The following is a 21,130-nucleotide window of genomic DNA, read 5'->3' as shown; positions in this document are numbered from 1 at the left end:
TGGTCAGGAGACTGCGGATGTTGAATCCGGCGGTACGCCGGATCTGCGGTGTCAGGCCTTGGGAGCCTTGGGCAGGTTCTTCATGGAGGAGGGGTCGGCCTGGCAGCCCTTGATGGCTTCGATCTTGCGGCCTACGACAGAGTTGCTGTCCTCGTCGTCCAGATCGGTAAAGGTGGCCCCGATGACCACGTCGATCAAATCGTCGTTGCGGTCGTCCATGATCAGAACCGCATCGTTGAATTGGGATCCCACTGTGTAGCCACGGTCAATGGCTGAGGCTCCGAAACGTATCTGGGTGCGGGCGGTCTCGGTCTTGCCCGGATAGTCCGCCACATCCTGCATGTTGAATCCCCGATTGCGCAGGGCTGAGGCCAGGGCTGTGGCCAGTCCGGACTTGTTGGTTCCGTTGAGCACGCGCACGCGGATGTCGGGGTGGTTGACCAGCTTGGCATTGTCGGGTGGGCAGGGCACGGCGACCCCATAGTTGGGCTTGGCGATGGTGGCGTGTTTGGCGGTATGCCCGATGGACCCGAAGATGATCAGTCCGCAGATGATCAGGATGGCCACTAGTGCGCTGACGACTATGGTGAAGACCATCTTCTGCCGCCGTCGCACGAACTGCCTGCGGGCCTCGCGCTCGTCGAGTGGTTCGGGATTCGTCATGTTGCCTACTCTACTGTCCATGGGTGACTCGCAGGGGGATTATCCTGGGCAGGACTGGCGAGTCAGCCTCGATGATCCTGTCCACGGCATTCTGCTCCCCCCAGAGCCTTATCAGTGTGCTTGCCTGCTCGGGGCGAGGGGCCATGACCACCACAGAGGGGCCCGATCCGGAGACGAAGGCCGGACCGGTGCCTGCCCGCCGGGCGAGGTCCAGGGCCTGGCGCGAGCGCGGGTGCAGGGTACAGGCGGTCTCCTGCAGGTCGTTCAAGTCGTCGGAGCCGGGTCCGATCAGATCGAAGGCCTTGTAGACCTGGGCGGTGCTCAGCTGGTCCTCGTAGGCCCCGATCAGGAGGTGCCCGGTCAGCCCGGCCCGGGACAGCCGCTGGGCTTGCAGACCATCCGGTTCCAGGGGTTCCAGAATCTGGCCGAAGCCCGTGCCCCTGCTGAGCCCTCCATGCAGGCAGAAGGGCAGGTCTGCGCCCAGCCCGGCGGCGATACGATCCAGTTCGGCGGCAGGCATCCCCAGATTCCAGAGCCGGTTCAGCCCCAGCATGGTTCCGGCGGCATCCGCTGACCCGCCGGCCAGTCCGGCACCCACCGGTATCCGTTTGATGATGTGGATGGCCACATCAGGCTGGTGTCCGGTGGCCTTGGCCATGGCCAGGAGGGCCTTGACGGCCAGGTTGGCATGTGGATCGGCATCACGGTGGTTCAGGTCGCCCAGGTGATCGCCCTCCAGGCTCAGGCGGAATCCACTGCCTGGTTCTCTCCGGCGAAGTTCGACTTTGTCCCAGATTCCCACGGCACTGTATATGGTGTCCAGGCGGTGTTGCCCTCCAAGGTCGGTTCGCGTCGGGCCGACGCGGAGCCTCAGATTGATCTTGGCGGGACAGTAAAGGGCAACGCCCTCCCTCCTGGCTGCCGGGTTCACGCGGCCACCTCGCGGCGGGCCTGCTCCAGGGCGACGAACTCCTCGATGGTCATGGTTTCCCCCCGGCGTGCAGGGTCGATGCCTGCGGCCTGGAAGGCTTCGGCGGTCACCAGGCCCTTAAGTGCGGCGTGCAGGGTCTTGCGGCGCTGTCCAAAGGCGGCATCGATCAGGGCGAAGACCTCGGTCCTCGTGCCCTCGTCCCCGCGCCCGTGTCCATCCTTGTCCCGCGTGAAGGAGACCAGGGCCGAGTCCACGTTGGGGGCTGGCCAGAAGACATGGCGCCCGACCCTGCCAGCCTGGGCGGCATGCCCGTACCAGGCCAGCTTCAGGCTGGGTACGCCGTAGACCTTGGAACCCGGGGCGGCCGTCAGTCGGTCCGCCACCTCCTTCTGGACCATGACCAGAAACCGGTTCAGATTGGTGAACCGGGCCAGGAGGGTCAGAATGATCGGAGTGGCTACGTTGTAGGGCAGGTTGGCCACCATGGCCAGGTCGGCGGCCGTGCCCGCGTCGCCTGCCAGCTGAGGGGTCAGGGTCAGGGCATCCCGGTTGATTACGGTCAGCCGGTCCAGGCTCTCCGGCATGCGCTCGCTGACGGTCTGCGGCAGCTGTCGGGCCAGAACGGGATCGATCTCGTCGGCGGTCACCGGGCAGCCCGCCTCCAACAATCCAAGAGTCAGGGATCCCAGACCAGGACCCACCTCCAGAACGGGCTGGCCAGATTCCACCTTGGCCAGACGGACAATCCTGCGGACAGTCCCTGGATCGATGACGAAGTTCTGCCCCAGCCGTTTGGTGGGGTGGATGCCGATCTGGTCGGCGAGGCGTCGGATGTCGGCTGCTCCCAGGAGGCGGTCGCTTTCGGTTTTAGTGTTCATGTCGGTTCATTGTTCGTGGATGTGGTTCGGGATTAGTACGAATTATGCCGTTTTTGGTATTGCAGTGCTGTACTAGGATTCCCGTACCGCTGCGCAATGTAGTAGAGGCCCCAATCGATCTGGACAGCGGCATCGTCATGCCAGTTGGCTCCAAATAGCGCCATCTTGGAGCCGGGGTAAGCCTGGGGAATGCCGTAGGCGCCTGAATTTTTATTTTCGGCATACCAGAGCCATCCTGATTCCCTATTCCACAGTTCCACTAGAGCCGTGAACTCCGAACCCGTCCATCCGCGCTGGGCGGCAGCACCACCGGCATAGGTCTGAGCTAAGTCCACACTGGCGTGCCAAAGACCATTTGGAGATGGGTTCGGTGCTGGAGACGGGGCTGGTTTGTCCTCGGGCTTGCTTGAGGTGGTCGGTTTATCCGGCTTGCTTGGTTGTGCCGGCTGCGTGGTCTGCGGCGGCTTGGTCTGTGTTGGCGCAGGGGAGGGTGTCGTTGCCGACTGCGAATCCTTGCTGGGCGAGGGGCTCGGAGATGGTGTCTTCTGCGCCTGTTGGGAATCCTTGCCTGTGTCCTTGGACTGCTGCCCGCTGTTCTGTCCCTCCTTCGGCTTGTCGGGACCGACGGCCACCACCTGATCCACCGGTATGGCCACGGTCTCCTCCTTGATCACCTGCTCCGATTCGGCCTGTCCGTCCACGTAGGTGACCTGGATGGTCTGCAGGCGTCGACCTGCTACGCCTGCCTGCCGCATCTGGGTCTGACCGGGCGCCAGGCTCGGGTCGACCACGGTCCTCGTAGCGAAGGGTATGGGGATTGTTTTTTGAGTGTTTCCGTGGGTGACCCGTTGGACCCGCAGCACGGTGGTGCCCTGGTCATGCTCCACGCTGACCCGGTCCTCCTTGCCCAGCACGATGCCCTTGGAGTCCAGGATGGAGGCGGCTGGAAGCTTGCCGTCAGGGGCTACCGAGGTCTTCCCGTCAGCTATGACCGTGACCGGCCCTGTCTGGTTGATGACCAGACCGCCGGTCAGTTGGTTATAGACGTTGTCCACATCCACGGTGACCTTCATGGCCTGCTTGCGGTTCTCCTCGAAGAATCCCAGCAGCTGGTCCATGCTGGTGGCCGTAGTCCAGAAAGGCACCCGCTGGCCCTGGATGACGATGGTGGTCTGGTAGGCGGAACGCACGGTGACCGCCGCATGGTTGCGCAGCTGGCCTCCTGAAGTGGAATCGACCAGGTCGTGGGTCTTGACCTTGATCCCTCGCTCGCGCAGCAGACCGTCCACGCTGTAGGCGTAGGTGGTCACCATTCTGGTCTGCCCGTTGACGCTCAGCGCCACGCTCTTGCGCGCGGCTATGCCGAAGGTCAGGACCGTGGCCAGAACGACCAGGAGGGCACAGGAGACCACGCGGATTCTTCTGAGCACGACGAAACGCCGCGGTGTCCAGCGTCTGGCCATGTGCTCGCCTCCCTGTTCCTGCCTTGTCTGTACCCGGCAATTCTAACGGGGCGGGCATGGAGCGAGGCCACACAATTCGCAAGGTCGGGCAAACATCCACATTTGTCGCGGACGGGTGGCAATAAAAAAGCCGACCTGGCCGTCATCGGTCAGTCGGCTTTTCAAGACCCGGGCCCTGGGCCGGCGGATCAACGTCAAGAGGACGGGAATGAAGGGGAATGCTCCCGTCCTCGAATACGAACGGAGATGGTTGGGGAAAAGCTCCGTTCGTACTTCGGAGAACGAGCCTCCGAAATGACTTACTCGAGGGAAGTATTTGCAATTATCCAGGTAATGTCCATTATTATAGCCTGCCCGGAGACAAAGCCGGATAGTCGGATTTAATGGTTCGTTCCTGGCGTAGAGCCTCCTGTCAGAGTCGAACTGACGACCTGCCGCTTACAAGGCGGCTGCTCTGGCCAACTGAGCTAAGGAGGCGGTCCCGGTGGTCCATTACAGCATTCCGGGCCGCGGTACGGAATGATATCGTACCATCACCGTGTCCCCAAGGGGACGCTGGGCGCGTAATTTCTCTCGACCTGCCCGGTTCAGCTCAGTGAGCGCGGTTGGCCGGAGGCGCCGATGGCCGGCATGGCGCCCTTGACGCCCACCTCGGACTGGTCCAGGCCCAGAGCCTTGAGCAGGCCCGAACTGTAGTCCAAGCCCGCCCGGGACAGGTTGCCCAGCTCCCAGTAATTGCCGTTGATGCGGACCGTGGGCGTGGTCATCTGCCCCTTGTTGGACCCGTCGGGATTCCAGAGCTCCTTGCGCAGGGGGGTGTAGGCGTCCATGGCCTTGATCCAGGCCCGGTAGCGGCCCTTGACCGCCTGGTCGGCCACCTTGGGATCAACCCCGGCCTTTATGGCCTGCTGGCGGATCTTGTCGTTGCTGACGGGGTGGTAGTCGGACTCGTCCGGTTGGAAGTCCTTGGCGTAGAGATTGGCGATGAAGGGCAGCAGGTGTTCGGGGTCGTGCTGGGCCACGTAGATGGTGGCCGTGCCCGTCCTGGTCGAATAGTTGTCGGTGGAGAGCCGGTCCATGAAGCTCATGGGGTAGATGACCAGGTTGATCTGTCCGGCATCCACCAGACCGGTCAGGGTGGAGTCCAGCCCGCGGTGCAAAGCGCCACAGCCTGGGCACATGAAGTCCATGTAGATCTCCACGGTCGGAGCCTTGGCCACCGGCTTGCCCAGCCCCTTGGAACTGATCAGGAAGCCGCCCTGGTCATTGGCGGCCGAGGGCTTTTCCTCGACCTTTGCGACGGCCTGACGAGCCTGCTCCAGGTCCTCGGTCTTGACCGGGCGATGGCTGCGCCAGTACAGGAATCCGCCCAGAGCGATCAGGGCGATGAGCACCACGGTGACGATGACGCCGATCATGGTCTGCTGGCGGCGCTCCTTGGCCTCCTGGAGCCGCCGGGCCTCTTCCTGGGCCTTGAGCGCGGCCTTGCGGTTCTGCTTGCCCTTGGACATGACCTGGATCCTTTCCTTGGCGTACTGAGCATAGTGTAGCCGCCAGGGGTGGAGCACGGCCTCAGGCGCGCAGGAGGTGGATGGGGGCCCAGTCCATGGAGGGTTGGGCTATCAGCCCGGCAAGGAGGACGGCAATGATCAGCAGCCAGATCAGGAGCAAAATCCACCTGCGGCGGGGGCTGCCCGGCACCTCGGGGTCCTGGCGGCCCAGGGGAATACGGCCTGCCGCCAGACGCAGGACCATGTTGCCGCTGTCGGCCTTGGGGGTTGATCGGGCCTGCGTGGGCAAGGTCGTCAACAGCCAGCCGACCATCGTCGCCAGGGCCATGGCCAGTCCGCCGGTGGACAGGGGCCTGGCCGCCGGGAGGGGGAGGGCCAGCAGGTGTTCGCCCAGGGTCAGGCCTGCGCGAACGGTGGTGAGGGTGCCGGCCCAGGTCAGCGGCAGGGCCACCAAGGCTTGGACAAGGATTATGCCCGGCAGGCGGAGCAGGGCGGCCGCCAGGCCCTTGAGCAGGTGCCAGGGGAGGGCGGCCACGTTCAGCAGACGGTCGGTGCCCCGCCTAGGACCGTTGCGGCGCAGCTCCCGTTCGATCTGGGCTTTTATGCTCCATCCTGCGGTGCTCAGGACCCACAGAAGGATTCCGGCGGCGACCAGTGCCGAGACCGGGGCCAGGGCTGTCAGCAGGGCGGGAAAAAATCCCAGCATGACCAGGCAGGGGGTTCCGGCTTTCAAGTAACGCAGACGTCGCATCTGTGCGGGGGGCTGGTCTCCCAACCAGTGGGCGTTCGCCTCGTTGCGGTATCCGCTGGGCAGGGGCTGTGCCGGTGGCAGCGGGTCCTGAACAGTGGTGGCCTGCAGATCTTGGCGGTCGGCCAGGGGTTGTTGATCCTGCCAGATCTGGGTCTGCTCCTGCTGCTCCGAGTCGGGCAGGAGGGTCGTCTGTTCATCGACTTCGTCCTCGGTCGGAGGTCGTGACCAGGCCGTCCGTGGACTGTCTGGATCGGCCTGTCTGATTGGTGGCATGGGCATGGTGGCCGGTTCAACGACCATGGTGGGCGAGTCGGCCTGCCCCTCAGCCCCCGAAGAGCCGGCGCCAAAAGGGCGCATCGTCTCCTGACTGCCCGTATCCTGGTCGTCTTGCTCCCCCTGCCAGGCCTGCGGATCCATGGCATCCCGGCTGATGGCCTCCAAGAGCTCCTGGGGTGTGCAACGCGCGCCTCGGTCGGGGGAGAGGGCCGAGCGCAAGGCTCTCATGGTGCCGGTGGGTAGCCCGGACAGGTCGGCATTGCCTGAGGCCTCCCGCTCCAGGACCGCCATCATGGGTTTGTCGCCGAAGACCGCCCGTCCGGTGGCCGCGTAGGCCAGAACGGCGGCCGTGCTCCACCAGTCGGTTCCCTGATCGGCCTCGGCTCCGTCGATGATCTCCGGGGCGATGAAGCCGGGGGTCCCCATGACCAGCCCGGTCCTGGTCACGTGGCTCTGCCCCTGGCCCATGGCGATGCCGAAGTCCACCAGCACCGGCCCCGAGACCGAAATCATGACATTGGTGGGTTTGATGTCCCTGTGGACGATGCCCGCCTGGTGGACGGCTGCGACGGCATCGGTCAGCTTGCGTGCCAGCCGCTCCAGGTCGTCGCCACGATAGGGGCCGTTGACCGCCACATCGTCGCGCAGGTTGCGCCCCTCGATCAGCTCTGTCACGATGAATGCCAAGGCATCATCAAGTTCCATATCCACGATCCGGCAGACTCCTGGATGACGGATCCGCTGCAGGGCCAGAGCCTCGCGTCGCAGGCGCTCGCGGGCCGAGGCACGGTCACGTTCGTCAGGGCTCTCTGACGAGACCTGGTCCTCCTCCAGGGATTCCCGCAGAATCTTCATGGCGTAGTCCTGGCCTCCGCCATCCCGTGCACGCCAGACGGACCCCATGGCGCCGCCGCCCAGGGGCTCGATCAGGGTGTAGCCCCCGACCAGCCGTCCCGGCCTTAGGTCCAAACCCTCAAGATCGCTCATATCTCCATTGTGCCCCGACTGGTTGAAAAGCACCTGATTGCGGCCCCGGTTGTTTCGCCGCGTCCGAGGCCGCCAGCGGCATAATGAGCAAACAGGCGTTGATACAATATTCTCGGCGGGAAAATATGCAAAACAACAGAAAGAAGGGGCTTCCATGGAAGCTTCGCGCTTTGAAAAGGGATCCGAGGCCTTGGCCGCTATTGACGGCAAGGGGGGCCAGGCTGTCATCGATTCGCTTCAGGATATAGCGCCGGACCTTGGCCGTTGGATTGTCGAATTCGCCTTTGGCGACATATACACCCGGAAAGGACTCGATCTCCAGCAGCGTGAGCTGGTCACCATAGGCAGCCTGGTGACCCAGGGTGACACGGCCCCGCAGCTGGCCGTTCACATACAGGGAGCCTTGAATGTCGGGCTGAGCAAGGCGGCCGTGGTCGAAGCCATACTCCAATGTGCTCCCTACGTGGGATTCCCCAGGGTCATCAATGCGATCAACGTGGCCAGGACGGTCTTCGAGCGCGATTCCGAAGATTCCGACGAGCCCAAGGATTGAGTAGGCGAGGGTTCGCACGTCGAATTCGGACCTTGGTGTATAGTGGACACTGGCTCAAGGGAGAGTTTCTCTTAACCACAAAATAGAAAACCGTCGCATGGCCATGCCGATGTCGGTGTTGACCCCGGGACGGAAACCACAGTGAAAAACAACCCTTCACTACGGATCGTTCGGCACGTACCTGCCGATGAAAGGATGAACAATGGCAGAAGTGGTATTCGACCACGTCACTCGTATCTACCCGGGCAACGATGAGCCCTCGGTCAGTGACCTCAGTCTGGACATCAGAGACGGTGAATTCCTTGTTCTGGTTGGGCCTTCCGGCTGCGGAAAGTCCACAACCCTGCGCATGCTGGCCGGCTTGGAAGAGGTCAACAAGGGGCGCATCATGATTGGCGACAAGGACGTGACGACCATGCAGCCCAAGGACCGCGACATCGCCATGGTCTTCCAGAACTACGCCCTTTACCCCCACATGACCGTGGCCGACAACATGGGCTTCGCCCTGAAGATCGCCGGCACCCCCAAGGACGAGATCCGCCAGCGGGTGGAGAAGGCCGCCGAGGTGCTGGATCTGACCGAGTACCTGGACCGCAAGCCCAAGGCTCTGTCCGGTGGTCAGCGTCAGCGTGTGGCCATGGGCCGCGCTATTGTGCGTCAGCCCAAGGTCTTCCTGATGGACGAGCCTCTGTCCAACCTGGACGCCAAGCTGCGTGTCCAGACCCGTACCCAGATTGCCGCCCTGCAGCGTCAGCTCAACGTCACCACCCTGTACGTGACCCACGATCAGACCGAGGCTCTGACCATGGGCGACAGGATCGCCGTCATCAAGCTGGGCGTCCTGCAGCAGGTGGGCGCGCCTACCGAGCTTTACGATCGGCCCGAGAACGTCTTCGTGGCCGGCTTCATCGGCTCGCCTTCCATGAACATCAACATCCATCCCGTGGTCAACGGCCAGGCTAAGATCGGCGAGGACACCATCAGCCTGCCTCGCGAGGCCGTCGACAAGCTGACCCCCGAGGACCAGGGCAAGATCGTCGTGGGCTTCCGTCCCGAGAATGCTTCTCTGGCCGGTGCCGACGAGCCGGATGCCTTCTCCCTGAAGGTGGCCAACGTGGAGGATCTGGGGTCCGACGGCTACATCTATGGCAACATTCTGACCGACAACAGCGTGGCTGAACAGGCCATCGTCATGTCCGACCAGAACAAGCTGACCACCATCCGTGTCAACCCGCGTGATCTGCCCAAGGTGGGCGACGTGGTCAAGATTCACATCGATCCTGAAAAGATGCACCTGTTCTCCCCGGCCAGCGAGCTGCGGCTGAACTGAGCGTTCCTGTGACCCTGTGGCTCGGCCATGGTTTCCCGCCGAGCCGCAGGGCCCGTATCGATCATTGATATCATCTCCTTTCCTTGTTGACCGGGTGACCAGGAGCCCCGCGCGGCGCATCCGTGCGGGGCTCTTCCCGTATAGGATGGGCGGCGATGGGATGGATGAAGCATGACTAGCGTGAACATCAACCGGGCGACGGCCTCCTCTCTGGACCCTCGTGCCCTGAAAGCCACCTCGATAAAGACCACGACCGATCCCTCCTCCGAGCAGGAGCCGGCCGCCCTGCACATCACGGCCACCAGCTCCAACCCCAGGATGTTCACCCTGCCCTGGGAGCGGCCGCTGGCCACCTGGCCCCGGGATTTGCTGGCCAACCTGCCCAGGGGTATCTCCCGGCACGTGGTGCGCTTCGTTCACGTGGGCGACGATGTCTACGCCATGAAGGAGATCACCCAGCGTGTGGCCGAGCGTGAGTATGAGCTCCTGCGCAAGCTGCAAAAACTGGAGCTGCCCACGGTCAACCCCATCGCCGTGGTCACCGGTCGGCACACCCGCGAGGGCGAGCCGCTTGAGGCCATGCTGGTCACCCAGCACCTGAAGTTCTCACTGCCCTACCGTGCCCTCTTCGCCCGTAATCTGCGTCCGGATACTGCCGAGCGCCTGATCGATGCCCTGGCGGTCCTTCTGGTTCGGCTCCATCTGGCCGGCTTCTACTGGGGCGATGTCTCCCTGTCCAACGTGCTCTTCCTGCGTGATGCCGATGCCTTCTCGGCCTTCCTGGTCGATGCCGAGACCGGCGATCTGCATCCCAGCCTGACTGACGGCCAGCGAGAGTATGACATCGACCTGGCCAGGACCAACATCATCGGCGAGCTTATGGATCTGGATTCCGGCAACCTGCTGGCCGGCGAGGTGGACGAGGTCGGCGTAGGCAACCGGCTGGTGGACCGCTATCACTCCCTCTGGAGCGCCCTGACGGACGTGGACAGCTTCGATCCCGATGAGATGTGGAAGATTGAGCGCCGAGTCAACCGGCTCAACGATCTGGGCTTTGACGTGGACGAGCTGGAGATGAAGACCGAGGAAGACGGCAACCGGGTGCTGGTGCGCCCCAGGGTGGTCGATGCCGGCTATGCTTCCCGCAAGCTGCTGAGGCTGACAGGTCTGGATGTGCAGGAGAATCAGGCCCGGCGGCTGCTCAACGATTTGGATGCCTACCGGGCATCCACCTGGCGTCAGGGCGAGGACCTGGAGATTGTGGCCACCGACTGGATGCGCGAGGTTTTCGAGCCCACCGTGCGCATGATCCCGCCGGAATACCGCTCGCAGATCGAACCGGCCCAGTTCTTCCATGAGGTGCTGACCCACCGCTGGCTGATGGCCGAGAAGGCCGGTCACGACGTGCCCATGGCCGAGGCTGTGCAGAGCTACATCAGCGAATCCCTGCCCGAGTACCGGCTGGACTCCGAGGACATGAAGACCATCAACGAAGAGGCCGATGCCGGCGTGGTCGACGACGAGATGAACTGGCAGGGCGGCCAAGCCCCGGCTGGTCAGGGTAAACAAGCCACCCGCGACCAGACCGACAAGGGCACAGATGGCCATGAAACAGCTGACAATGGCGTGAACGCCCGAGCCGATGCTGGCAGCCGGCCCGGGGCAGAAACTCAGGCTGACCGTGACCGGGCGGGCGGGAAGGTGCCGTCACAACTGGCCTTTGAGGATGCGAATGGCGGACGAAGCTCGCTGAGGTCGGTCTACGCCCCCGGCAGCCTGGATGCGGCTGCCGACCAGGACGATCAGGATGATGCGGTCTGGGCCTCCAGCTGATTGATTGGTTTGTGCGGCATGGGTCTGTTGCATGCTGGTTGCTGCGCGCAGGCTGTTGCCGCTTGGCCTGCCTGTCTTCGGGTTGCCGCTGCCAGCCTGGGGCTATTCGGCTTGGCTGGCGGACCGTCGGCGTGCCATGGCTACGGCGTAGAGGCTGATGCCGGCCGCGACCGAGGCGTTCAGGGATTCCACCGAGCTGGAGATGGGAATGGAGGCCAGGGCGTCGCAGTTTTCGCGGACCAGGCGGCTCAGCCCCTTGCCCTCGGAGCCCAGGACCACCACCAGCGGATCGGTCTCGAAGCCTGTCTCGCCTACTGTGGTGGTGCCTGCGCCGTCCAGGCCGACCGCGTAGTAGCCGCGCTCCTTGAGCCCTTGGATGGCCTTGGTCAGGTTGACTACACGGGCCACGGGCAGGTGGGCGGCGGCTCCGGCGGACACCTTCCAGGCTGCGGCTGTGACCGAGGCGCTGCGCCGCTCGGGCAGAACCACCCCCGAGGCCCCGAAGGCCGCTGCTGAACGGATCACGGCCCCGAGGTTCTGGGGGTCGGTGACCCCGTCCAGGGCGATGAACAGGGGGCGGGCGGCGACCTTGGTGGCCTGGTCGGCCCCGTCCAGGGCGGCTGCGTGTTTTTCTGCCCTGTCGACCAGGCTCTGCAGGGAGGCGTACTGGTAGGGCTGCACCTTGAGGACCACGCCCTGATGATTGCTGGACCGGGCGATGCGGTTCATCTCCAGACGGTCGGCCTCCAGCAGGTTGAGCCCCTCCTGCCCGGCCAGCCGCACGATCTCCCTGGTCCTGTCGTCGTGTTCCATCCGGGCGGCCAGATAGAGCTGGCTGGCCGGGACTCCTACACGCAGGGCTTCCAGGACGGCGTTGCGGCCGATGACCAGTTCGTCGGAGTCCGAGGTGAATCGGTCGGCCCGGCGGCGGGCTGCCAGACGTGGGTCGGCCGCCTGCCTGCGCTGGGCCGCCTGCCGGGCCTTGTAGGCCTTGTGGTAGACGCGGTCCTCGGCCTTGGGGGTAGGCCCCCGGCCGCGCAGTTTGTTGCGGTGCTTGCCGCCCGAACCCTTGGTCGGGCCTTTCTTGTTAGCCATGTCTTCAGTGTAAAGGCAGGCGGGAACCGGTCAGACATCCGTCGGTCCTGTAACCAGGCCGTGCGAGTCAGCCCAGGGCGGCCACCTGATCAGGATCTGGGAACTCCATCCATTCGACCGGGGACTGCCCGCTCGATGCCGGGGTGACGGCGATGTGGGCCATGGATGACCGGCTCGAGGCCCCGTGCCAGTGCCTGACGCCTGCCGGGCAGAAGACCACGTCGCCGGGTTCCAGCTTGCGGGGCTGATGTCCCTCCTCCTGCTCCCACCCCTGCCCGGCGGTGACGAGCAGCAGTTGGCCATGCGGGTGGGTGTGCCAACGGTTGACACACCCGGGTGCGAAGGTCACATTGCTGGCTGGGCATTCCGCGTCCGGATCGGTCAGGCGGTGCAGCCAGACATGGCCGGTGAAGTTGGGTCCGTCGGCCGAATCCCCCAAGGGGTAGGGCCCTGAATCCGGCTCAGTCCCGGTTTTGGATGGGGTTGCAGCACTGTCCCGGCTCTCGTCGTCGCTGTCGCCCTCGCCGTAGATTTCCTTGGCCAGGTCGAAAGCCGACCATGCCTTGGCCCAGCCCGCATAGAAGGCCAGGTGGGTGATCAGCGCCACCATTTCAGTGCGGGTGACGCCATTGCCTTTGGCCATGGCCATATGGCTCTTCAACTGGGGGAAGAGCCCCATGCTCATCAGGCCTGCGCAGGTGATCATGCTGCGGTCCCGAGCCGAAAGCTCATCTTCGCGGGACCAGACCTGGCCGAAGAGCACATCATCGTTCAGGTGGGCGAATTGCGGTGCGAACCGACCGAGCCTGTCGTGGCCCGCCGTCTGTTTGATTGCCATGGGTTGGTCTCCTTGCCGTCATCTTGGCCGGGCATTCCGGCAGATTCAGCTATACCCCTTCGAGTGCGCTCGAAGTCAAGGTGCCCAGACTGTCCCGGATGATCAGCGAGGTAGGCAGGGCCAAGGCTCCTGGGTCATCGGTGACAGGAGGGATACCGACTTTATGCAGCCGGGCGATCAGGGCGGACTGTTGGCGGGACTGTCCGTTCTCAGGTTTCCGACCCAGCAGGATATCCGCTGCGGCATGTCCTATGGCTCTGCGGGGGATCCGAATCGTAGAGACAGCCGGCTTGACGACGGGGGCGACCATGGTGTTGTCAAATCCGAGGACACCGACCCTATCAGGCACGGTGATTCCTTTGGATTGCAGTCCCAGAATGACTCCAGCGGCGATCAGGTCATTGTAAGCGACCACAGCATCAGGAGGTTGCCGCTCCAGAACGGCGGCAGCATGCCTACCGCCTTGGACAGTAGGATCCACCGGACCCATTCGTCGGCATTCCAGCCCCATGACCCGGCTGAGTGCTTGCAGGCTCTCCCAGCGGGATCGGTCGGACCAGGCCCCCACCCGGCTGGCTATGTAGACTACGGACCGTCGTCCCTGCCGCAGCAGCAGTTCCAGGGCTTGAGCCAGGCCGGTGGAGGCATCGGGCAGGACGGAGGGAAGGCCCTCCATGGGACGGTTGAGAACTACAAGAGGCAGGCGGCGTCCCAGGCGCCGGGCCGTTGGTGCCCGGACCTGATCAGTGGCCAGAATGATTCCGCGGGTATGGCCGACCAGGCTTTCCAGCAGGTCTTCCGTACGTCCCAGCTCGGCTCCGGCTTCGATGATGCCGACTGCACCCTGCTCGGGAAGAGCTTCCTGAGCGCCGGCAAGAATCTGGGAGGAGATGCCGTTGGAGGTGTCCTGGACCAGAAAGGTTATCATGACCGGCCCGGTCGCATCGCTGCTGGGAGGATGGTCGGGCAGAGGGTATCCCATGGATCGGGCCAGTGAGCGGATCTGGCCGGCGGTCTGCGAGTTCAGTCGACCGGGATTGTTGAGTGCGCGGGAGACTGTGGAAGGGGATACTCCGGCCCTTGCGGCCACGTCGATCATGCGCACGCGTCGGTGCCCTTCCCGCCCCTGTGCGGGCTCCGGGGATTTCCTGGACAAGCCTGATGCTCCGTTCCTTGCCTGATGTGGCTGCACTGGCATTGTAGACGGCCTGCCTGCAGGTCGGCGCTGATGCGTCCGAAGACCTCCTCGGTCAGCGGATAGCAGCGGATCAGCAGGACAGAGATGGCGAACATGACGGCAGGTACCAGGCCCACAGCCAGCCGCATGTTGGCGCCCAGGGCCGGATCCTGGGCGACATTCATGCCTGGCCTGTAACCCAGGAAAGACAGGATGGCCGGCCCCGCCCATCCATTGATGGCTGCTCCGACCTGGCGGGTGATGCTGAGGGCGGCCATGGAGGCTCCGGCGGTGTTCCCATTGCCGGTCCGCCACTGCTCGTACTGGACCGAATCCGCCTGCATGGCCCAGATGCAGGGGGTGATGACCTGCACTCCGATGCCGTTCAAGGCTATGCAGGCGACGGCAGGCCAGGCGGATCGGACCTGGATGAAAGCCAGCGAGGATTCGATGACCATCAGCCCGCCCAAGGTCCAGGTGCCCCGCTTGCCCAGACGCTGCACCAGCCAGGGCGAGCAGGGGGCTACGACCACCCCGGCAAGGACGCCCACCAGGGTCAAGGCAAAGGTGATTCGTCCGGTCAGCCCGGGGTTGCCGACGGTCAGGACCTCCTTGGCGACGATTGGGGCCAGCGAGGCCACCGGGTTGGTCATGAACAGGGTGGCCACACAGACCACCAGCAGGGGTCGATTGTCGGCCAGGAGCCGCAGATCCTCTTTCAGTGAGGTAGGAGGGGCTGCCGGAGGCAGGTAGCGCTCCCTGGTGGTCCGGGCCATGATCAGATAGCCCAGGGAGCCCAGCAGACAGCAGGCGGCGACCACCGGAAGAAAGAGTCGGGAGGGGTCCATGTCGTTGACCCGCGGAGCCAGGGTAAAGGTCAGGACGACTCCTGCCGCCGCTCCGCCGAAGGTGCGGGAGGCCGCCAGGCGCTGACGGTCGTCGGGGTCCCGGGTCATGGCTCCCAGCAGGGCCCCATAGGGCACGCCCCCCAAGGCTCCAAGGAGCTGATAAAGCAGATAGGTGGCGATGGCCCAGCCGATGCGCACCGGCATAGGGGCGCCCGCCGGAATGGTGTACATCAGGGTGATGGAAATCATCATCGGCAGGCCGAAGACGACCACCAGCCGCCGCAGACCGCCCTCCCGATCTTTGGCGCGGCCGTCGGTGATTCTTCCGGCGACCAGGTAGACCAGGGCCTGGAAGAGGTGGGCCCCCAGGAAGATGTCGGCCACCAGCATGGGGTCCATACCCAAGTAGAGGTAATAGGTGGTCAGGAAGAGGTTGGTCATCTGCCAGCCGACGTTGTTGGCGGCGTCGCCAAGGCCGTAGCCCAGAATGGCGGACCTGGGCAGGGACTCAGCGCTCATGGTCGCCCTCGGAGATGAGGCAGGGCAGGGAGGCTGGGGATTCCGGTCCGGCTCCTGCCGCGTTGATGGCGCTGACGCTGACCGTGTACTTGCCGGGCTCCAGATCATTGAGGGCCAGGGTGGTCTGTTTCGCAGCCAACCGCAGTCTTGTGCTCTGTCCGCGGCCCATTTCGTGCACGGTGACCAGATAGGCCTGCAGAGGGATGCCCCCATCGTTCGGGGGTGACCAGGATGCCTGCATGGTTTTGTCGGAAGAGGTCAGCCTGGGCTTGCCCGGACGTCCGGGTGTATGCCCCAGGATTAGGGGATCGTCTTGGAATGAGGAGAGCGAGACCCGGCCATCCTCGGTGGTCAAGGCTGCCATGACCCGATAGATGCCTGGCGGAACCTGCCAGAAACTATAGGTTTGCCAGTCGGCGGGCAGCCAGACGGTCGGCATGGGGTCATGTTCGTTGGCTGGTTTCAAGGTCAGTTCGCACCCTGAAAACCCCTGAGGGGCCTGGTCAACAGTCAGATGGACGGTCATGGTTGCCAGATCGATGCTGACCTGGGGGTTGCCGGGCCGGGGCAGCGTTGGATCAGTCCTTCCGGCTTCGGGAGGGCCCATGTGCAGCTCAAGCGGGTCTGCAGGTTCGCCGATGCCCGTGGAGTTGCACTCCTGTAGGATCATCCGCCAGGAGCCGAAGGGGATTCCGTCCAGGTCGGCCCGTCCTTGAGACCGGTCCAGGTAGAAGGTCATGGACCTGCCTTTTCGGTCACGCAGAAGTACCTGGGCGGTGCGCGGCGCGTCGGCCTGGTGTCGGATCGGTCCGTGCTGCCAATCCAGTCGCAGACAATGTCCGTGAGGCTGGGCGTCGATGCTCTTGGGAGCTGCAGGTATGGCCGGCAGACGATGGCGAGAGAAGGCCATGATCTGGCTCAGCTGCAAGGCGTACCGTCCTCCCTGATAAGGGTTGGCTCGCAGCCGGGTTGCCTCGATTTTGATGAACCTGATATTGCTCATTGGGGCGAAGTCGAAGGCCTGTGGCCTACCGTCCGCCGGCAGCGGATAGTTGTGGCGACTGCAGACCCTAGTCCAGCTGCGACCGTTCGATGAAAGGCTGATGGAGAAGTCCAGTGGAAAGCTCTGACCCTGGTTGGGGTCGGTCGACCTGCTGCCGGTTGCGTACTCCACCACGCCGAAGGAACCGGTGCCTGACTGCTGGCTGGCATCTCCGGACGGATTACGGCCCCGGGGCACCAGGACCACCTGGGACAGGGTGGCAGCCTGTCGCATCTCCAGAAGAACCCACTCCGGGTGGTTCCGGTTGCCGACGGAGCTGGACCAGCCGAATCGGTCGTAAGCGGCTCCGAGACGGCCGTCGACCAAGGCGGCCCTGGTCCATCCCGGCAGATCAGCCTGGGAGGAGACTTGAACCCGGGCTCCTGCGGCAAGATCGGCCCGGGCCTGTCGGGGAGGCCGGTGCCCAGCGGTGAAGGTGACCGTCACCGTGGTGGTCTCCTGCAGTTCCCCTCGGAAGCGCACGCGGGCCCGGTAGCGATGCCCGGGTTCCAAGCCAGAAGGATTGACAGTGTAGTAGATATCCTGCTCGTGGCGCAGGTTCCCGTTCATGTTTTCCAGGCTGAAGGCGCCCTCGGCATCCTCCAGGACCTGGGCACTCCAGCGCTCGCTCATTGCGCCGCCCTCCTGACGCAGATGGATGCAGTGCTTGACCTCCCGTGACACCCATTCCACCCGGCCCAGGTCGATCCGGGGGCGTGCGGTCCCCAGCCGAGGCGGAGCGGCATGGTCAATCCACCCCAGAAAATTCTCCTCCCGGAAGACCTGTCGCCCCTGCTTGCGCACACACAGGGCCAGAAGGAGTCGGGCCCCCTGGCTGGCCCGATCCCTGGGCACGGTGATGGTCACGGGCACGGTCCGCCAGGAGGCGTATGGGACCTGCACCCGTCGGTGACCCCGCTCGACAACTATCCGTCTGCCCCCTGGGCCACGCTGCCAGGCCACTTGCCAGCCCAGCTCAAGGTCGGTTCCCCGACGCTCCTCGTCATTGTGGACGATGATGGTGCGTCGGCTGGTCATTGCGTGCGGGTAGATCCTGCGGGGCCGGCCCAGGCGAGATTCACGGTCGAATTCCTTGTCGTAGGCGGCGACATCCGCGAAGGAGGCGGCTATATATCCAAAGGCCGGCCCCTCCTGCCAGGGTTCACCCTCTCCGCGCCAGGGATCGAACTGGGGGCGCAGCAGCCTTTTAGGGTTAAGCCCCCTGCGGATTCTGCTCCGGTCCGGTTCCAGGCAGGCCTCAATGTTGTCGTAGATGAAGGCGGATATGCAGAAGGGCTTCCAGTCGACCACTCGCGTGGTTCGTATGCCCCTGGTCACCCGTCCGACCTCCCGGCCGAAGTCCGCCCGGGAGATGGTGTCCGGATCGCCGTTGAGCCGGCCGTGGTAGATGTCGGCAATCCGTCCCTGCCCATCGTAGCGGGGGATTCCCGCGGTGGAGACCGAGAATTCCTCGCCGGCGGCCAGGGGTAGGGGCGACTTGATGTCGTAGAGGGCATAGATGTCTGGGGCCGAGGTCATACCAGAGGGATACCCGCCGTAGTAGTGGCGGGAATCCTCGTCGGTAATGGGGGCATTGAAGCCGTCATTGACCACTGGTCGGGTGCCGTCCTGCTCATGCACGGCCGCTTGCAGGGCTGGGATGAGCAGGTCGCCATCCTTGGGGTTCCATGCCTCGTTGGTGGTGGACCAGAGGACGATGCTGGGGTGGTTCCGGTAGGCCCGCACCCACCGGTTCGTCCACTCGACATAGTGGCCGATGGCTTCGGGCCCGTAGCTCATGTGGTAGGGCGGATTCAACTGAACATTGGCTGGAGAGCCCGGATTCCAGAAGGCCGTCTCCTCCTCAAGGAGCATGCCGGTTTCGTCGGCGTGGTCGGCCAGGGCTTGCGAGGGGACTGAGCGGATGTGGTTGCGCAGGATGTTGAAATTGGCATGTCGATAGGCATCCACCCAGGCCTTGGTCATGTCCTGGCCGGATTGGTTGTCGTCGAGGATCAGTCCATAGGCATCGCCGACCTCGTTGATCAGGTCGCGGCTGCCCTGGTTGAGCAGGCAGAGGGAATCGCCGCGCAGCCGGATGGGGATGCCGTTGAGCAGGTACCGGTCTCCCTGACGCTGGAATTGCCGGAAGCCGAATCGTTCCTGGGAATGGTCGACCACATGGCCACCGACGTCGAGAACAGCCTGCATGACATACAGGAAGGGATCGGTCCTGGACCAGTAGTGGGCGTCCGGCCAGGCGATCTGCAGACGGACGACCTTGGAGGAGTGGGGATTAAGAGAGCAGGACATCGGATTGAAGGCCAGCACGGTCCGGCCCTTGGGCATCGCAGACTTCCAGAGGCGGACCTTGGCCCTGAATCGCAGATCGCATGGGCGCTCGCTGGTGTTGATCAGCGTTGCATTGAGCTCCAGCCGGTCGTTGGAGGGATCGGCGTCGCCGCCCAGATCGGGAATGATCTGTAGATCTTCGATGCGGATCTTGGGCCTGCTGCCGAGCCAGACATCGCCGCCCAGCCCCAGCCGCCCAACGAGGTTCTCAGTGCCGAAGGGGAAGAGCAGCCGACCGGGGCCCTCTGTAGAAGTCAGGGCATCGGCCGGGAGGGATTTGACGCTCCAGATTTCGATCCTTATCTGGTTGCGTCCGGCATGAACCGCCCTGGTGACATCCAGATCATAGGGGAGCAGCGTCATCAGATAACCCTTGGTGGATGACGGCCCCACTGGGATTGCGTTGATCGACACCTTGCCCAGGGTGGCCAGGGCATCCAGGTGCAGGATCATGTCCTCGTTCGGGTCGAGGGCGCCCAGGAAGAATTCCTTGAGGTAGACGCCATGGTGGAGGTCCCGGCTCCAGGAGTTCGGATAACCGGTGGTCTCCGGCAGGCTGTCCCACCAAGTGGGCACCATGACGGGGTATCCCCGGTCTGCGTCGTCGGGGTGGAAGTCCCAGATGCCGTTGAGATTGAGTTTCACGCCGCCTCGCCTCGCTGCCTGCTGCTGTGTCGGTTCCCGACCGGCCGTCATGGCCGCTCAACAGGCAGGGTACATCGTATTGAGGCGTTGCCATTTATTGCCAATCCGGAACCCGGCAGGAGGGGCCAAAGCTGGCTTCGGGTATGGCGGTTGAAGGTAGCCTTCTTGCTTGGAGTATTTCGAGGTGGTCGGCGAATATGCAGGCGCAGGCATGCAGGTGCCAAGCCTTATGGGCCAGGCCTGGGTCTGATCAGTCTGAGACGTCAGCCTTGTAGAAGTTGACGTAGGAGCGGGAGGGGGTTGGACCGCGCTGGCCCTGGTAATGGGAGCCGTTGTGCTTGGAGCCGTAAGGGTACTGGGCGGGCGAGGAGAGCTGGAAGAAGCACATCTGACCGATCTTCATACCAGGCCAGAGTTTGACCGGCAGGGTGCTCACGTTGGACAGCTCCAGGGTGATGTGCCCTTCAAAGCCGGGGTCGACGAACCCGGCGGTGGAGTGGGTCAGAATGCCCAAGCGTCCCAGGGAGCTCTTGCCCTCCAGCCGGGCGGCCAGGGTGGAGTCCAGCTTGACGTACTCCCAGGTGGATCCCAGCACGAACTCGCCGGGATGCAGGATCCAGGGCTCGTCCTTGGGCACCTCGAACTGCTCGGTCAGTGCACCCTGGTCTTCTGCGGGATCCACGTAGGTGTACTGATGGTTGTTGAAGACCCGGAAGTAGCGGTCCAGGCGCACGTCCACGCTGGAGGGCTGAACCATGGCGGGCGTCCACGGGTCCAGATTCAGGTGCCCTGCCTCGTGGGCATCCAGGATGTCATGGTCGCTGAGCAGCATGCCTAGGTATCTCCTTTGGGTTTATTGGTCGAGGGTCTCTCCTCGGGCGGGAAACCATCCGAAATCCAGTCTAACCGGCCCTATGCCCGCTTGTTGGTCTGGCAGGATTCACAGAGAATTTTCAGATAACACTATCGTCACCATCAGGTAGCAGTTCTTTACTATAAATGTCGGCACAAAAACCGAACGGGCGGTTGACCTCCGTCCGACAACTGATTTCCCTTTCTTCTCTCTCGCCCGGCGGTGTGCACGCACCGCCGGGTTCTCTTCATTCTGGGGTATGTATCAGTGCGTCGACGTTTCACGTGAAACCACATGGCCGATGGCTCGATTGAGTTCATTAAGGTCTTTTACGGGACGGTCAGGCGGTTGCAAACACATGAGCGTTTGCAAATCCATGAGTAGTCTGATGCTTGTCTGTGCCGGTCATCTGTTTTCGGACTTCTGGCTTCCTTGGATTTGAGACTCATGGTCGGCTGATACCGAAGACAGGATCAAAAGTTCCACGCAGCCGCGTTCTCGCATTCCCCTTCTCTGGCATCTGTATAAGTTGTGTTTTATAGGTAAAGGGTTGAAAGCAGGCACAGAAGATATGGAAGAACCCCC

The 21,130-nt window shown here is 63.6% G+C and carries 14 protein-coding genes, 1 tRNA gene and 1 pseudogene; 3 read left to right on the top strand and 13 right to left on the bottom strand.

From position 1 onward, the window contains the following. Positions 1 to 51: 51 nt before the first annotated feature. From H3S97_RS03395 to H3S97_RS03365, 7 genes are all read right to left on the bottom strand, one after another. Complete coding sequence (locus H3S97_RS03395) at positions 52 to 663, bottom strand: LytR C-terminal domain-containing protein (protein ID WP_198219617.1); 612 nt, start codon at positions 661 to 663, stop codon at positions 52 to 54. A 10-nt stretch (positions 664 to 673) separates the two neighbouring features. After that, positions 674 to 1,594 (bottom strand): 4-(cytidine 5'-diphospho)-2-C-methyl-D-erythritol kinase, encoded by a 921-nt coding sequence (locus tag H3S97_RS03390; protein WP_198219616.1) that lies wholly within the window; start codon positions 1,592 to 1,594, stop codon positions 674 to 676. Further along, positions 1,591 to 2,472 carry a 16S rRNA (adenine(1518)-N(6)/adenine(1519)-N(6))-dimethyltransferase RsmA gene (rsmA, locus tag H3S97_RS03385; RefSeq protein ID WP_198219615.1) on the bottom strand — a complete coding sequence of 294 codons (882 nt, stop codon included), beginning with the start codon at positions 2,470 to 2,472 and terminating at the stop codon, positions 1,591 to 1,593. The genes H3S97_RS03390 and rsmA overlap by 4 nt, the downstream gene beginning before the upstream one ends. A gap of 32 nt (positions 2,473 to 2,504) precedes the next feature. Then, the gene (locus H3S97_RS03380) at positions 2,505 to 3,935 is read right to left on the bottom strand and encodes an aggregation-promoting factor C-terminal-like domain-containing protein (protein WP_198219614.1); all 1,431 of its coding nucleotides are present in this window, start codon (positions 3,933 to 3,935) and stop codon (positions 2,505 to 2,507) included. 403 nt (positions 3,936 to 4,338) lie between these two features. Next, a tRNA-Thr gene (locus H3S97_RS03375) sits at positions 4,339 to 4,412 on the bottom strand. 110 nt (positions 4,413 to 4,522) lie between these two features. Next, the gene (locus H3S97_RS03370; RefSeq protein ID WP_198219613.1) at positions 4,523 to 5,446 is read right to left on the bottom strand and encodes a DsbA family protein; all 924 of its coding nucleotides are present in this window, start codon (positions 5,444 to 5,446) and stop codon (positions 4,523 to 4,525) included. A gap of 61 nt (positions 5,447 to 5,507) precedes the next feature. Further along, positions 5,508 to 7,460: a serine/threonine-protein kinase gene (locus tag H3S97_RS03365; RefSeq protein WP_198219612.1), complete on the bottom strand. Its 1,953-nt coding sequence runs from the start codon at positions 7,458 to 7,460 to the stop codon at positions 5,508 to 5,510. 154 nt (positions 7,461 to 7,614) lie between these two features. Between H3S97_RS03365 and H3S97_RS03360 the strand changes: the two genes are divergently transcribed. The 3 genes and pseudogenes from H3S97_RS03360 to H3S97_RS03350 form a co-directional block, all read left to right on the top strand. Further along, positions 7,615 to 8,013, top strand: a complete 399-nt coding sequence (locus tag H3S97_RS03360) for a carboxymuconolactone decarboxylase family protein (protein WP_198219611.1) — start codon at positions 7,615 to 7,617, stop codon at positions 8,011 to 8,013. 202 nt (positions 8,014 to 8,215) lie between these two features. Continuing rightward, a complete protein-coding gene (locus tag H3S97_RS03355) occupies positions 8,216 to 9,343 on the top strand; it encodes an ABC transporter ATP-binding protein (protein ID WP_045935944.1) in 1,128 nt (375 codons plus the stop codon). 171 nt (positions 9,344 to 9,514) lie between these two features. Further along, positions 9,515 to 10,876: pseudogene (locus H3S97_RS03350) on the top strand (DUF4032 domain-containing protein); the annotation flags it as partial. Positions 10,877 to 11,278: 402 nt separating this feature from the next. Here the strand turns inward: H3S97_RS03350 and rlmB are convergent. From rlmB to dcd, 6 genes are all read right to left on the bottom strand, one after another. After that, the gene (gene rlmB / locus H3S97_RS03345; protein ID WP_198219609.1) at positions 11,279 to 12,271 is read right to left on the bottom strand and encodes a 23S rRNA (guanosine(2251)-2'-O)-methyltransferase RlmB; all 993 of its coding nucleotides are present in this window, start codon (positions 12,269 to 12,271) and stop codon (positions 11,279 to 11,281) included. A 67-nt stretch (positions 12,272 to 12,338) separates the two neighbouring features. After that, positions 12,339 to 13,109 carry a carboxymuconolactone decarboxylase family protein gene (locus H3S97_RS03340; RefSeq protein ID WP_198219608.1) on the bottom strand — a complete coding sequence of 257 codons (771 nt, stop codon included), beginning with the start codon at positions 13,107 to 13,109 and terminating at the stop codon, positions 12,339 to 12,341. Positions 13,110 to 13,158: 49 nt separating this feature from the next. Then, positions 13,159 to 14,265 carry a LacI family DNA-binding transcriptional regulator gene (locus tag H3S97_RS03335; RefSeq protein WP_198219607.1) on the bottom strand — a complete coding sequence of 369 codons (1,107 nt, stop codon included), beginning with the start codon at positions 14,263 to 14,265 and terminating at the stop codon, positions 13,159 to 13,161. After that, positions 14,205 to 15,653 carry an MFS transporter gene (locus H3S97_RS03330; RefSeq protein ID WP_198219606.1) on the bottom strand — a complete coding sequence of 483 codons (1,449 nt, stop codon included), beginning with the start codon at positions 15,651 to 15,653 and terminating at the stop codon, positions 14,205 to 14,207. The genes H3S97_RS03335 and H3S97_RS03330 overlap by 61 nt, the downstream gene beginning before the upstream one ends. Further along, positions 15,643 to 19,692: a fibronectin type III domain-containing protein gene (locus H3S97_RS03325; protein ID WP_198219605.1), complete on the bottom strand. Its 4,050-nt coding sequence runs from the start codon at positions 19,690 to 19,692 to the stop codon at positions 15,643 to 15,645. The genes H3S97_RS03330 and H3S97_RS03325 overlap by 11 nt, the downstream gene beginning before the upstream one ends. A 250-nt stretch (positions 19,693 to 19,942) precedes the next feature. Further along, the gene (gene dcd / locus H3S97_RS03320) at positions 19,943 to 20,524 is read right to left on the bottom strand and encodes a dCTP deaminase (protein ID WP_045935940.1); all 582 of its coding nucleotides are present in this window, start codon (positions 20,522 to 20,524) and stop codon (positions 19,943 to 19,945) included. Positions 20,525 to 21,130 lie beyond the last annotated feature (606 nt).

Origin of the sequence: Bifidobacterium choladohabitans (genome assembly GCF_016102005.1) — a bacterium.
Lineage (GTDB): Bacteria > Actinomycetota > Actinomycetes > Actinomycetales > Bifidobacteriaceae > Bombiscardovia > Bombiscardovia choladohabitans.
The sequence above is the reverse complement of the archived record's forward strand: the minus strand, read 5'-3'. Positions and strand labels throughout refer to the sequence as shown.